14 protein-coding genes and 2 tRNA genes are annotated in these 12,487 nt (G+C 69.5%); 9 read left to right on the forward strand and 7 right to left on the reverse strand.

The genetic code is table 11. From position 1 onward, the window contains the following. On the forward strand, positions 1 to 1,273 hold a 1,273-nt coding region (locus ACRDSQ_RS17100), incomplete at its 5' end, for an aldehyde dehydrogenase family protein (protein WP_431422341.1). Here the strand turns inward: ACRDSQ_RS17100 and ACRDSQ_RS17105 are convergent. Further along, positions 1,245 to 1,943 (reverse strand): MBL fold metallo-hydrolase, encoded by a 699-nt coding sequence (locus ACRDSQ_RS17105; protein ID WP_431422343.1) that lies wholly within the window; start codon positions 1,941 to 1,943, stop codon positions 1,245 to 1,247. The genes ACRDSQ_RS17100 and ACRDSQ_RS17105 overlap by 29 nt on opposite strands. Next, positions 1,940 to 2,650 (reverse strand): 2-phosphosulfolactate phosphatase, encoded by a 711-nt coding sequence (locus tag ACRDSQ_RS17110; protein ID WP_431422344.1) that lies wholly within the window; start codon positions 2,648 to 2,650, stop codon positions 1,940 to 1,942. Before ACRDSQ_RS17110 ends, ACRDSQ_RS17105 begins: the two co-directional genes overlap by 4 nt. Before the next feature lie 63 nt (positions 2,651 to 2,713). Here ACRDSQ_RS17110 and ACRDSQ_RS17115 point away from each other — a divergent pair, with 63 nt between their 5' ends. Together ACRDSQ_RS17115 and ACRDSQ_RS17120 are read left to right on the forward strand one after the other, a co-directional pair. Continuing rightward, a complete protein-coding gene (locus ACRDSQ_RS17115) occupies positions 2,714 to 3,181 on the forward strand; it encodes a ribose-5-phosphate isomerase (protein ID WP_431422346.1) in 468 nt (155 codons plus the stop codon). Then, positions 3,181 to 3,990 carry an Fpg/Nei family DNA glycosylase gene (locus tag ACRDSQ_RS17120; protein ID WP_431422348.1) on the forward strand — a complete coding sequence of 270 codons (810 nt, stop codon included), beginning with the start codon at positions 3,181 to 3,183 and terminating at the stop codon, positions 3,988 to 3,990. The genes ACRDSQ_RS17115 and ACRDSQ_RS17120 overlap by 1 nt, the downstream gene beginning before the upstream one ends. Positions 3,991 to 4,141: 151 nt before the next feature. On the opposite strand, the gene ACRDSQ_RS17125 is transcribed toward ACRDSQ_RS17120, so the two are convergent. The 4 genes from ACRDSQ_RS17125 to ACRDSQ_RS17140 all read right to left on the reverse strand — a co-directional run bounded on the left by ACRDSQ_RS17125 (position 4,142) and on the right by ACRDSQ_RS17140 (position 6,939). After that, positions 4,142 to 4,888 (reverse strand): hypothetical protein, encoded by a 747-nt coding sequence (locus ACRDSQ_RS17125; RefSeq protein ID WP_431422349.1) that lies wholly within the window; start codon positions 4,886 to 4,888, stop codon positions 4,142 to 4,144. 79 nt (positions 4,889 to 4,967) lie between these two features. After that, on the reverse strand, positions 4,968 to 6,191 hold the full coding sequence (locus ACRDSQ_RS17130; RefSeq protein WP_431422351.1) for a GNAT family N-acetyltransferase: 1,224 nt from the start codon (positions 6,189 to 6,191) through the stop codon (positions 4,968 to 4,970). Positions 6,192 to 6,251: 60 nt separating this feature from the next. Next, positions 6,252 to 6,653: an NUDIX hydrolase gene (locus ACRDSQ_RS17135; RefSeq protein ID WP_431422352.1), complete on the reverse strand. Its 402-nt coding sequence runs from the start codon at positions 6,651 to 6,653 to the stop codon at positions 6,252 to 6,254. A gap of 215 nt (positions 6,654 to 6,868) precedes the next feature. After that, positions 6,869 to 6,939: transfer RNA gene (locus tag ACRDSQ_RS17140), tRNA-Gly, on the reverse strand. A gap of 66 nt (positions 6,940 to 7,005) precedes the next feature. Between ACRDSQ_RS17140 and ACRDSQ_RS17145 the strand changes: the two genes are divergently transcribed. Then, a tRNA-Pro gene (locus ACRDSQ_RS17145) sits at positions 7,006 to 7,079 on the forward strand. Positions 7,080 to 7,396: 317 nt separating this feature from the next. On the opposite strand, the gene ACRDSQ_RS17150 is transcribed toward ACRDSQ_RS17145, so the two are convergent. Continuing rightward, positions 7,397 to 7,789: an SCO5389 family protein gene (locus ACRDSQ_RS17150; RefSeq protein ID WP_431422355.1), complete on the reverse strand. Its 393-nt coding sequence runs from the start codon at positions 7,787 to 7,789 to the stop codon at positions 7,397 to 7,399. A gap of 148 nt (positions 7,790 to 7,937) precedes the next feature. On the opposite strand from ACRDSQ_RS17150, the gene ACRDSQ_RS17155 reads away from it, so the two are divergent. The 5 genes from ACRDSQ_RS17155 to ACRDSQ_RS17175 all read left to right on the forward strand — a co-directional run. Beyond that, entirely contained in the window at positions 7,938 to 8,960 is a 1,023-nt protein-coding gene (locus ACRDSQ_RS17155) for an LLM class flavin-dependent oxidoreductase (protein ID WP_431422356.1), read from the forward strand. 73 nt (positions 8,961 to 9,033) lie between these two features. Then, positions 9,034 to 10,392, forward strand: coding sequence for a trigger factor (gene tig / locus ACRDSQ_RS17160; protein WP_431422358.1), 1,359 nt, complete (start codon positions 9,034 to 9,036; stop codon positions 10,390 to 10,392). A 125-nt stretch (positions 10,393 to 10,517) separates the two neighbouring features. Continuing rightward, positions 10,518 to 11,126: an ATP-dependent Clp protease proteolytic subunit gene (locus ACRDSQ_RS17165; protein ID WP_187222781.1), complete on the forward strand. Its 609-nt coding sequence runs from the start codon at positions 10,518 to 10,520 to the stop codon at positions 11,124 to 11,126. A gap of 56 nt (positions 11,127 to 11,182) precedes the next feature. Then, entirely contained in the window at positions 11,183 to 11,803 is a 621-nt protein-coding gene (locus tag ACRDSQ_RS17170; protein WP_431422360.1) for an ATP-dependent Clp protease proteolytic subunit, read from the forward strand. A gap of 280 nt (positions 11,804 to 12,083) precedes the next feature. Then, positions 12,084 to 12,487 (forward strand): ClpX C4-type zinc finger protein (locus ACRDSQ_RS17175; protein WP_431422359.1); only part of this gene is annotated, 404 nt, incomplete at its 3' end.

Genomic DNA, 12,487 nt, shown 5'->3' on the forward strand with positions numbered 1-12,487 from the left:
GGTCGAGGCCGCGACCGCGGCGTTCGCCGCCTGGTCGGCGACCAGCCCGGCCGAGCGCGCCGCCGCCATCCGCCGGGTCTCCGAGGGCATCGCCGCCCGCCGCGACGAGCTGGCCGCGACGATCACCGCGGAGATGGGTTCCCCGCTGTCGTTCTCGACCAAGGTCCAGGCGAGCCTGCCCGCGGCCACGTCGGCGGGCATCGCGAGCCTGATCGAGAACGGCTACTCCTTCGCCGAGGAGATCGGCAACTCGCTGGTCCTGCGTGAGCCGGTCGGGGTCGTCGGCGCGATCACGCCGTGGAACTACCCGCTGCACCAGATCGTCGCGAAGGTCGCCCCCGCGCTGGCCGCGGGCAACACCGTCGTGCTCAAGCCGAGCGAGGTCGCCCCGCTCAACGCCAACCTGTTCCTGGAGATCCTCGCCGAGGCGGGCATCCCGGACGGCGTCGTCAACCTCGTGCACGGCACCGGCCCGGTCGTCGGCGAGGCGATCTCCCGGCACCCGGGCATCGACATGGTCTCGTTCACCGGCTCCACGAACGCGGGCAAGCTGGTCACCCAGGCCGCGTCCGAGACGGTCAAGCGGGTCGCGCTGGAGCTGGGCGGCAAGTCCGCCAACGTCGTGCTCGACGACGCCGACCTGGCGCGCGCGGTGAAGATCGGCGTGGCCAACACCTACATCAACGGCGGCCAGACCTGCACCGCGTGGACCCGGATGCTCGTCCCGGCCGCCCTGCACGACCAGGCCGTCGAACTCGCCGCGGCCGCCGCGGCCAAGTACACCGTCGGCGACCCGCTGGACGCGGCGACCAGGGTCGGCCCGATGTCGTCGGCCGCCCAGCGTGACCGAGTCCTCGACTACATCAAGGTGGGCCAGGAGGAAGGCGCGACCCTCGCGTATTCGGCCGCCGACCTGCCCGAACGCGGCGCGTACGCCCCGCCGACGGTGTTCGCCGGGGTGCGGTCGGACATGCGGATCGCGCAGGAGGAGATCTTCGGGCCGGTGCTGTCGATCCTCCCGTACGCCGACGAGGACGAGGCCGTGTCCATCGCCAACTCCACGATCTACGGCCTCGCCGGCGCGGTGTTCTCCGGCGACCAGGACCGGGCCATCGCGGTGGCGAAGCGCCTGCGCACCGGCCAGGTCGACGTCAACGGCGGCGCGTTCAACGCCCTGGCGCCCTTCGGCGGCTACAAGCAGTCCGGCAACGGCCGCGAGCTGGGCAAGTACGGCCTGGAGGAGTTCACCGAGGTGAAGTCGATCCAGCGATAGCCGCGCGCTGGGCCACGACGAACCCGGCGTCGACCGGTTCGCCGTGGCCCGGCACCACCACCCGCGGGTTCAGCGCGAGCAGGACGTCGAGTGCGGCGGGCCAGTGCCCGGGGTGGCTGTCCTCGCCGACCGACGGCGGCGCGCCCTCCTCGACCAGGTCGCCCGCGAAGACGACGGCGGCGTCGGGGATGTGGACGATCACGTCGTGATCGGTGTGGCCGAGGCCGGGGTGTATCAGTTCGACGCTCCGCCCGCCCAGGTCGAGCACGGTGCGGTCGCCGGTGTCGTGATCCGGCAACACCACCCGCGCGCTCTCCAGCCGCTCGGCGAGTCCGGGCTTGTTCTGGTCGCGGTACTTGGCCGCCCACGACTCGACCTGCGCGCCCGTCGACACCGCCATCTCGCGGCGGCAGCGGGCGTGCGCCCAGATCGGCGCGGGCAGGAACGGGCTGGTGCCGAGAAAGTGGTCCCAATGAGCGTGGGTGATCACGATCGTCCACGGCAACGGGGTGATCTCCCGGATCGCGGCGGACCACTCGAGCCCGTGCGTCTCGTCGGGGCCGGTGTCGATCACCAGGCAGCGCTCCTGGCCCACGACCAGACCGAGAGTCTGATCGAGTTCGGGGTAGCGCCGGGCGAGGACTCCATCAGCTGTCTCGATCCACCTCATGACTCGAATACTCCCTCGACGAGTCGCGGCACGGTCGTGCTCACGGCGTGTCGGGACGCCAGGTCCACGTCACCCGCGTTGCCGCCCGCGATCAGCTCACGGCCCGAGGAGCACTCCCGCAGGATCGCGGGAAGGTAGTCGGCGAAGGCGAGGTACGCCGCCTCGGCCAGCCGCGCCTCCGGTGAGAGCGCCCCGCCCAGCGCGTGGGCGATGGCCCCGGCGCCCAACTGGTCCTCCACGCACGGCCGCAGGGCACCGACATGGCCCCAGCGTTCCGCGGCGGCCACGATCCCGACAGGACCGCTCTTCGCGGCCTTCGCGACGGCGGGGGCGTTGCGAAGGCAGCCGGCCAGCACGGGCACGCCGGTCTCGGCGGCCGCCGCGCTCAGCGTCGCGCCGTTGGGGGAGGGGAGCGCCAGGAACGTCCCCTCGGGCAGGTCGACCAGCGACGAGGGCCGCAGCGTCCACGGCCCGTCCCCGGGCAGCGCCGCGCCCGCCGCCCGCGCCTCTGCCTCGCCGCGTTCGTCGCGGTAGCGCACCGGGAGGACACGCCCGCCGCGCGAGACGGCGATGTCCACCGAGGCGGAGAAAGACAAGACGTCGACGATCACCAGGACCGCGCACGAGCGGGCCAGCACGGCGACGCCGTCGAGCCCCCACTCCACGCGCACGTCGAAGCCTGCCTGGTCGAATGAGGGATCCGTCACCCGGTCAGCTTTCCAGGCCGCCTCGGCACGGCCGAACGGGTGACGGGATGGCACACTGCGCCCGTGCGTGTCTACCTGGGTTCAGACCATGCGGGCTTCGAGCTGAAGGCCCACCTCATCGACCACCTCACCGCCGCCGGGCACGACGTCACCGACGTCGGCCCGCACGAGTACGACGCGCAGGACGACTATCCGCCGTTCTGCATTGAGACCGCCCGGCGCGTTGTCGCCGACGAGGGCAGCCTCGGCATCGTGATCGGCGGTTCCGGCAACGGCGAGCAGATCGCGGCGAACAAGGTCAAGGGCTGCCGTGCGGCCCTCGCCTGGAGCGTCGACATCGCCAAGCTGTGCCGCGAGCACAACAACGCCCAGGTCATCGGCCTCGGCGCGCGTCAGCACACCACCGAGGAGGCCACGGCGATCGTCGAGGCGTTCCTCGCGACGCCGTTCTCCACCGACGAGCGCCACGGCCGTCGCATCGCGCTGCTCGACGACTACGAGCGGACCGGCGAGCCGCCCGTCCTGCCGTAGTGCCCGAGGGCCACACGCTGCACCGCCTCGCCCGGACGCACCAGAAGCAGTTCGCCGGTGCGCCGGTCGAGGTGTCGAGTCCACAGGGACGCTTCGCCGCCGGAGCGTCCCTTGTGGACGGTCACGTGCTCGTCCGCGCGGAAGCGCACGGCAAGCACCTGTTCCATGTCTTCGGACCGGAGACGATCGTCCACGTCCACCTGGGCCTCTATGGCACGTTCGATGGCGCACTGGTCCCGGCTCCGCCGCCGGTGGGCCAAGTGCGCCTGCGCCTCGTCGGCCACACCCACTGGGCGGACCTGCGCGGTCCCAACACCTGCGAGATCCTGACCCGCGCGGAGGTCAAGGCCCTACGCGACCGCCTGGGCCCGGATCCGCTGCGTCGCGACGCCGACCCAGGCAAGGCGTGGGACCGGATCTCCCGCTCGCGCACACCGGTCGCGGTGGCGCTGATGGACCAGTCGGTGATCGCCGGGGTCGGCAACGTCTACCGAGCGGAACTCCTCTTCCGCCACGGCCTGCACCCGATGACCCCCGGCCGCGCGCTGGACCGGACACTGTGGACAGACATGTGGTCGGACCTGGTCACCCTGATGCGCCAAGGCGTCCGCCGCAACCGAATCGACACAGTCCGCGACGAGGATCTCCCCAAGGCAACCGGCCGCGCCCCACGCAAGGACCGCCACGGCGGCGAGGTCTACGTCTACCGCCGCGCGGGCCAACCCTGCCTGGTGTGCGGAACCGAGGTGGCAGCCAAGGTCCTGGCCGCCCGCAACCTCTTCTGGTGCCCCACCTGCCAACCCACCTAACCGCGAGTCCCCAGTTCCCGACAACGAGTTCCAGGTTCCCGACAACGAGTTCGCACCTCGCGACGTCCCGGCTATCCCGAGTCAGATGCGAACGCGGGCACTTGGCTGTCGGGAACTGGGAACTCGTTGTCGGGAACTGGGGACTCGCGGGTTAGAAGTCGAAGCCGCCGCCCATGTCGCCGAAGCCGCCCATGTCGCCACCGGCGTCGCCGCCCATGTCGCCCTCGCCGCCGCCCATGGCGTCCTCCTGCCCGGCGTCGTACCCGGACTCCCAGGCCTGGGCGCCGGCGATTCCGGCCATCCCGGAGAACATGGCGCTGAACAGCAGCACCGAGCCCATGCCCCATGCGCCGGCCACCAGGGCGGGCTTCCACCAAGGCTCGCTGTACCAACCCTGCGGCACCGGCCGACCGGCCACGCGCCCGCCCGGGTAGTAGTGCGGCGTGTTGCGCCCAGGCGCGGGCGAGGCCTCGTAGTCGTGCCCCTCCACGCTCACCCGCCGGTCCTCGGTGACCTGCCCCGCGCGCCGAGCCTCCGGGTCCACCGGCAGCTCCGGCCCCGGGTCGATCCCCATCGCGCCCCGAGCCGCGCGGACGTAGTACAGGCCTTCCAGGGCCGTCTTCGTGACCAGCCGACACTGCTCGACCGTCTTCGCCTGTTCCATCTGCGACCCGGCCGCGGTGTACCGCTCCGAGGCGTCAGCCATGGCCTGCTTGGACGGCTCGTTGGTGCCGGTCAGGTTCATCACCTGGCCACCCAGCCGCTCCACCCAGCGCCGGGCGTCGGCCTGGGCGTCCTCTAACTGGTTGCGGCGCGCGCCCGCGCGGCCACGCATGGAGAACAGCGCGACCGCGACGACCACGACGATGAGCAGCAGCAGCACAGCCGATTCGGTCATCGCGACCCTCCAGGTGGCCTTGAACGCGTCTCACAAGGCTCAACGCCGGACGGTACCGCCGGGGTTCCCGCGACGCCGCTCAGAACACCTCAAGACACACGGGCTCACGCTCGCCCAGGAACGCCGCCGACAGCGCCGCCACGGCACCCGGCGTGTGCTCACGAACCCGACCGGCCGCCGCCAGCGTCGCCACCCGGGTGCCGCCCAGGAAGGCCGCCGCGAGGTCGGTCGTGCTCGTGGACACATCCGGCTCGTCGGTGCTGCGCGTGACCTCAGCGGCGCCGCCAGCGTCCACCGTGAACCGCCAGCGGCCCGCGTTCCACGGGCAGAACTCGTCGGCCACCTCCAACACGACATCCACCGCGCTCGCGTAAGAGCGTGTCGGCAACGCCCGGTCTATGTCCACCAGCCGCACGAACATCCCGTCGTACCGCGAGCAGCCCGCGGCCCTGGGTGTCTGCAGGAGCAGCGGCAGCGGGTCGTCCACGCCCGCGTTGTAGTCGACCCAGCCGATCAGATCGACGTCGAGCAGGTGCCGGACAAGCGCGGCATACGCCTGCGGGGTGTTAGCCACCAGCTCACGCACCGACACGCGGCCGTCCGGACCGCGTTCGGTCCACGCGCTCTTGACCCGGTAGGCGGCGTAACCGTCCGGGTGCACGGCGAACCGCAATCGTGAGGCACCGGCGCGGCGCTGCTCCGAGTCGAGCAGGTGGTACGCCCAGTGGCCGTCGCCGCGACCCAGCATGCCGACCCTCGTTGCCGCGTACCGGTCATAAAGCGGCCGGATGACGGGCAGTACCTCTTCGCGAGGCAACTCCCGCACACGGTCGACGCCGAGATCGACCCCAGGGCGGAACGGCGTCTTCGCGGTGATCTCGTAACTCACGAAATCGGTGGCCCCGCCGTACCCGAACCGCCCGTAGATCGCCGCCTCACTCGCCCACAGTGCCGCGATCGGCTCCGCGCCCGACTCATGCAACCCGTGCAGCTGCGCACGCATCAGCCGGGTGAGCACCCCGCGCCGCCGGTGATCGGTCGCGACACCGACCGAGGTGACCGCGGCGACCGGAGTCTGACCCCGACCCGGCACACACACCGACCGGGTCAGGATCTGGCCGACACCCGCGAACCGCCCCTCCGCGACCACCGCGAGCGACCGCTCCGGTTCGAAGACCAGCCGCTCGGACTCCACCATGCTGTCGACGTTGTCGTCACTGAGGAACGCTTTGGCGAGTAGCGCCGAGAACTCCGGAAGGTCGTCACCGGTCAGCGGACGGATCGAGTAGTCGTCGTTGGCCACACTCGGTGTCTACGCGCCCCGAGCGCCCGGCGCCACGGGATTTCCGGCGCCACGGGAGTCTCAGTGGAAGAACGGCTCACTCACGTCAAGCCCATGCTCGACCCGACGACGCACTGACACGGGCACATCCAACTCGTCGAGCCGCTCCGGCTCGACCCACACCGCGTCCGCACCGAGCCGACCACCCACCGGCCGACCCCGGAAACACAGCGCGAGTTGCTCGGCCGACGACGGATCGTCATAGATCCCGACCAACCCGGTGATCTCGATATCGACCCCGGTCGCCTCCGCGACGACCCGACCCGCGGCGACCGCGACCGACTCGCCCGCGAACGCCGGGCCCTGAGGAAGGTGATGACTGACAGAGCCGGAGGAATCCCGGCGACGAAGCATCAGCAGCAACCCCGCGTCATCGAACACCACAGTGCTCGTCGCGACGACGGTGCGTTGAGCCGATCGCACGTCCTGAATGAAGTGGTAGCCGGATTGCGACATAGCTACTGGATACCGAGTCGATCATGGGAACACCATGACCCCGTGCCGAAAGGGGTCTTATATCACCCGACTGGCTGTGGTGCATGACACTCGCGAAAAATATTGCCACGAAGTACCGGGAAACGGTGCCCCGTAAGGAAGTGGCGGCAAGATCCAGAAGGACCTCACCGCCACCGAAACCGAGCGGGCGACGGGAATCGAACCCGCGTAGCTAGTTTGGAAGACTAGGGCTCTACCATTGAGCTACGCCCGCGTGCGCCGGGCGACCCGGCAACGGAGACCAGCCTAGCGGTACCGCTACGCTGATCGCGCACGACCCCGGGGTGTGGCGCAGCTTGGTAGCGCATTCGCTTTGGGAGCGAAGGGTCGCAGGTTCAAATCCTGTCACCCCGACGGACGATGGGCGACGTGTGCCTGCGGAGAGCGCAGGCCACGTCGCCCGTTGTGTTAACCCGGGGGGCCGAGCCCCCCGGACCCCCACGGTGCGATCAGCACGCCCGACCCAGCCCTACCGGAGTGTGGCATCGCTGCGCTTGCCTGGCGGAATCCGGCATCGCTGCGCTTGCCTGGCGGAGTGCGGGGTTGCTGCGCTTGTCTGGTGGGTGGGTGGCGAGGTGATCGCCTCCGTCTTCTGGTGAGGCGGTGGTCATCCCCGATCCACCGCTTCCCCTCGGCTCCCTCGTCCAGTGGACGAGGGAGCCTTGTGAGGTTTAGCAGTCGCGGAGTTCGGGGGACTGGTTGAGGAGTTGGCCGCGCGGGGAGATGAAAGCGCGGTAGCGCTCGCTGTCGACCGCGGACGGGGCGAAGCCGCCGACGCGGTGACAGTTCTGGAACGCCAACTTCATCCCGAAGTGGCGCTCCAAACCACCCCGGATCGAATCCGACGCCAGAGCGCGCAGCAACTGCCCGCGCTCCACCTCGCTCGGCGGCGGGACCTCATGGTCGGCGAACCCGTCCACGCTCCTCGCCAAACCATCCGCGACCGAGGAGATCACCTCCCACGCATACGGAAGTGAGGTGCGCACGCACTCCACGAACTCGGCGTCGGCGACAGGGCCACGTTCGGCGGCGGCCAGCAGGTCGGCGGGCACATCGAGAGACATCGAACCTCCAAGTAGTGCGGTCTCTCCTTCCCTACCGGCCCCTTGAACGCTGAACAAGAGAACCTGATCAACATCACCGATTCGGGTCAAATCAGGTCACCCGGACGCCGGTATCAACCAGCCCACGCACCCGGTAGAGCCATGGAGAGTGATCTTCGGACTGTTCGTTCTCGCCCCCCGCTTCCCCCACCAGAGCGACCACGAATCACTCGACCGTGCCCATCGCGCGATCCTCGCCGCCGAACAAGCCGGGCTCGACAGCGCCTGGATCGCCGAACACCACTTCATGCCCTACGGCACCTGCCCGGACGCGCTGACCTTCGCCGCGCACGCCCTCGGCGCCACCACCCGCATCGCCGTGGGCACCGCGGTGAGCGTGCTCAGCACCGCCCACCCCGTCGCCCTGGGGGAGCGGGCCCTCCTGCTCGACGCGCTCTCCGCCGGACGCCTCCGGCTCGGCGTCGGCCGCGGCAGCCCCCTGGTCGACCTGGAGGTCTTCCAAAGCGGCGTGCCCCGCTACGAAGAGGGCTTCCCCGACGGCCTCGACCTGCTCCTCCGGACCATGACCGGCGCCACGGTCTCCGGCGACCGCTGGTTCCCGTTCCGCGAAGTCCCGGTCGTCCCGGCCCCGACGACCAAGCCGCACCCCCCGGTCACCGTCGCCGCCACCTCACCCGCGACCGTCGACCTCGCCGCCGCCCGCGGCCTGCCGATGCTCCTCGGGATGCACATCGGCGACGACGACAAGCGCGCCATGGTCGAGCGGTACCGCCAGGCGTGCGGCCCCCAGGACGCCCCGCACGTGTCCGCGGTCGTCGCCCACATCGCCGAGAGCCGCGAGCAGGCCGTGGCCGAGGTCATGTCCGCGATGCCCGGCTGGCTACGCGAAGGCCTCGCCGCGCACGTGCCGGTCGACGGACGACCCCGGCCGAGCCGCGATCCCGAGGCCTACGCGCGGCTGCTGTGCGACCTGCATCCGGTGGGGGACCCGCAGTACTGCGCGGAAGTTCTGGACCGGAGCGCGCGTCGAACCGGGATCGGGCACGTCATCGCGATGGTGGAGGCGACCGGTGATCCGGAGCGCACACTGAAGACCGTCGAACGCCTCGGCGCCGAGGTGCTTCCCGCACTGCGCACCCCGGCTGTCTCCGACCTGGGCAAGCTCGCCTAGACTCGGGGATCGACCCCGGCCGCCGTTTCGTGCCCGGGACGCATCAGCTGTCACAGTCGTCAAGGAGATCACGTTGAAGAGCACCGTCGAGCACCTGAGCCCGACGCGGGTACGGATCAACGTCGAGGTGCCGTTCGACGAGCTCAAGCCGAACTTCGACCGCGCATACCGCAAGCTCGCCAGCCAGGTCCGCATCCCGGGCTTCCGTCCGGGCAAGGCTCCCGCCAGGGTTATCGAGTCGCGCATCGGGCGCGCGCCGATCCTCGACGAGGTCGTCAACGAGGCCATCCCGGCCAAGTACATGGAAGCCCTCACCGCCGTTGAGGTGAAGGCGCTCGGTCAGCCGGACATCGAGGTCACCAAGCTCGAGGACGGCGACCACCTCGCCTTCACCGCCGAGGTCGACGTCCGCCCCGACCTCACCATCCCCGCCTTCGGCGAGTTCGCGGTCACCGTGGACGACTTGGAGCTCGCCGACAGCGAGGTCGACGAGCAGCTTGACGAGCTGCGCGCCCGCTTCGGCACCCTGACCGGCGCCGACCGTCCCGTCGAGTCCGGCGACTTCGTCTCCATTGACCTGTCGGCCACCGTCGACGGCAAGGACGTCGAGGAGGCCAAGACGAGCGGCCTGTCCTACGAGGTCGGCTCCGGCGAGCTGATCGACGGCATCGACGAGGCCCTGCTCGGCGCGGCCGTCGGCGAGCCCAAGCACTTCACCACCACCCTGGTCGCGGGCGAGTTCGCGGGCAAGGAAGCCGACGTCGCGGTCACCGTGCAGTCGGTCAAGGTGCGCGAGCTGCCCGAGGCCGACGACGACTTCGCCCAGTTGGCCAGCGAGTTCGACACCATCGAGGAGCTGCGCGTCGACCTGCACGAGCGCCTCACCCGCGTCAAGAAGATGCAGCAGGGCGTGCAGGCCCGCGACAAGGTCCTCGAGGCTCTCCTCGAGACCGTCGAGGTGCCGCTGCCGGAGAAGGTCGTCGAGGCCGAGGTCGACTCCCGCCAGCACGACGCGGTGCACTCGTTCGACCACGACCAGGACAAGCTCAACGAGTTCCTGGCCACCCAGGACCAGACCCGCGAGGACTTCGACACCGAGGTCCGCGCCGACGCCGAGAAGGCGGTCCGGACCCAGCTCATCCTGGACTCGATCGCCGAGGCCGAGCAGGTCCAGGTCAACGACGGCGAGCTGACCGAGCGGATCATCTACCAGGCGCAGCGCTTCGGCGTGAGCCCGGACGAGTACGTCCAGCGCGCGCAGCAGTCCGGCCAGCTCGGCGCCATCTTCGCCGACGTGCGCCGCGGCAAGGCGCTGGCCTCGGTCGTGCGCCAGGCCACGGTGACCGACGCCTCGGGCAACAAGGTCGATCTGGAAGAGCTCTTCGGCAAGGTCGAGGATGCGCCGGCCCCCGAGGTGGCCGCGGCCGAGTAGCCGAGGAAATAGCTTTGACGCTCTGAGCGAAAGTGGGCGGTGTCGGGAAGTCGGCGCCGCCCGCCTTCGTTAGTGTCGGTTACGAGATCACTGGTTCGTATGAATTTGGGAGAAGGCAGGCAGACGTGACGCAGCACCTCTCGCCCCACATGCGGTCCGCCACCGCGGGGCTCAACCTGAACGACTCGGTGTACGAGCGGCTGCTCCGTGAGCGCATCGTCTTCCTCGGCTCCGAGGTCGATGACGACATCGCCAACCGGATCACCGCGCAGCTGCTGCTGCTCGCGGCCGAGGACCCGGAGAAGGACATCACCTTCTACATCAACTCGCCGGGCGGATCGGTCACCGCGGGCATGGCGATCTACGACACGATGGAGCTCATCGAGCCCGACGTGGCGACCTGGGGCATGGGCCTGGCGGCGTCCATGGGCCAGTTCCTGCTGGCCTCGGGCACCCCTGGCAAGCGCTACGCCCTGAAGCACGCGCGGATCATGATGCACCAGCCGTCCGCGGGTGTCGGCGGAACCGCGTCCGACATCGCGATCCGCGCGCAGGTCTACGCGAAGTGGAAGCACGAGATGGCGCTCATCACCGCGGAGCAGACGGGTCAGACCGTCGAGAAGATCACCGCCGACGCCGACCGTGACCGGTGGTTCACGGCCGAGGAGGCCAAGGAGTACGGCTTCATCGACCACGTGGTGTCCCGCGCGACGCAGGCCCCCAACACCAACTGACGGCCTCGCCGCGTGCCACGGCTGATAAGCCAAGACAGGAGCTACTTGTGAGTGGAATGCAGCTTCCCCAGTCCCGCTACGTGCTGCCGTCTTTCGTCGAGCGCACGAGCTACGGGGTCAAGGAATCGAACCCGTATAACAAGCTGTTCGAAGAGCGGGTCATCTTCCTCGGCGTGCAGATCGACGACGCGTCGGCCAACGACGTCATGGCGCAGCTGATCTACCTGGAGTCGGCCGACCCCGACCGGGACATCACGATGTACATCAACTCGCCGGGTGGCTCGTTCACTTCGCTGATGGCCATCTACGACACCATGCAGTACGTCCGTCCCGACATCCAGACGTTCTGCCTGGGTCAGGCGGCCTCGGCGGCGGCCGTGCTGCTGGCGGCGGGCACCCCGGGCAAGCGGTTCGCCCTTCCCAACGCCCGCGTGATGATCCACCAGCCCTCAACCGAGGGTGTCTACGGCCAGGTCTCCGACCTGGAGATCCAGGCCGCCGAGATCCAGCGCGTCCGCGCGCTGCTGGAGATCACCCTGGCCCGCCACACCGGCAAGGACGAGACCCAGGTCCGCTCCGACATCGAGCGCGACAAGATCCTCACCGCGGCCGAGGCGAAGGACTACGGCATCATCGATGAGGTCCTGCCGTACCGCAAGCTGTCGGCCAAGGGCTAGACCTTTCGACCCGGCGCGGACGAATTCAGCACGAAAGTGACCGACACGCGGGGCCTTCTGGGCTTACCGTAGATAGCTAGGACTTTCGATCGGAATCGGCCGCGCCGGGTGCGGGATCTCCCGCTCCGCGGGGGTTGGCAGGTACCGTCGAGGGCAACGGACGGGCATGGGCCCGCACATCGGGTGAACGAACCCGAGGTGCGGGGGGGTTCCCAGGCGCGGACGCCACACAGCAGGCGCACTCACCTGAGTGGGCCGGAGGGGACAAAGGTCAGCGGTCATGGCACGTATCGGTGACGGCGGAGACCTGCTCAAGTGTTCTTTCTGCGGAAAGAGCCAGAAGCAGGTGAAGAAGCTCATCGCCGGCCCCGGCGTGTACATCTGCGATGAATGCATCGACCTCTGCAACGAGATCATCGAGGAGGAGCTGGCCGAGGCCGGCGACGTCAAGCTCGACGAGCTGCCCAAGCCTGCGGAGATCCACGACTTCCTCGACAGCTACGTCATCGGCCAAGAGGATGCCAAGCGCTCGCTCGCCGTGGCGGTCTACAACCACTACAAGCGCATCCAGAACGAGACCAAGACCGGGCAGAAGGACGCCAAGGACGAGCCGGTCGAGATCGCCAAGTCGAATATCCTGATGCTCGGCCCGACCGGCTGCGGCAAGACGTACCTGGCGCAGAC

This window comes from Actinokineospora sp. (assembly GCF_050699995.1).
GTDB lineage: Bacteria > Actinomycetota > Actinomycetes > Mycobacteriales > Pseudonocardiaceae > Actinokineospora.

Coding starts and splice junctions, on each gene's coding strand:
- ACRDSQ_RS17105 (WP_431422343.1), bottom strand. CDS start 1,943: ATGAGGTGGATCGAGACAGCTGATGGAGTCCTCGCCCGGCGCTACCCC.
- ACRDSQ_RS17125 (WP_431422349.1), bottom strand. CDS start 4,888: ATGACCGAATCGGCTGTGCTGCTGCTGCTCATCGTCGTGGTCGTCGCG.
- ACRDSQ_RS17150 (WP_431422355.1), bottom strand. CDS start 7,789: ATGTCTCTCGATGTGCCCGCCGACCTGCTGGCCGCCGCCGAACGTGGC.
- ACRDSQ_RS17170 (WP_431422360.1), top strand. CDS start 11,183: ATGCAGCTTCCCCAGTCCCGCTACGTGCTGCCGTCTTTCGTCGAGCGC.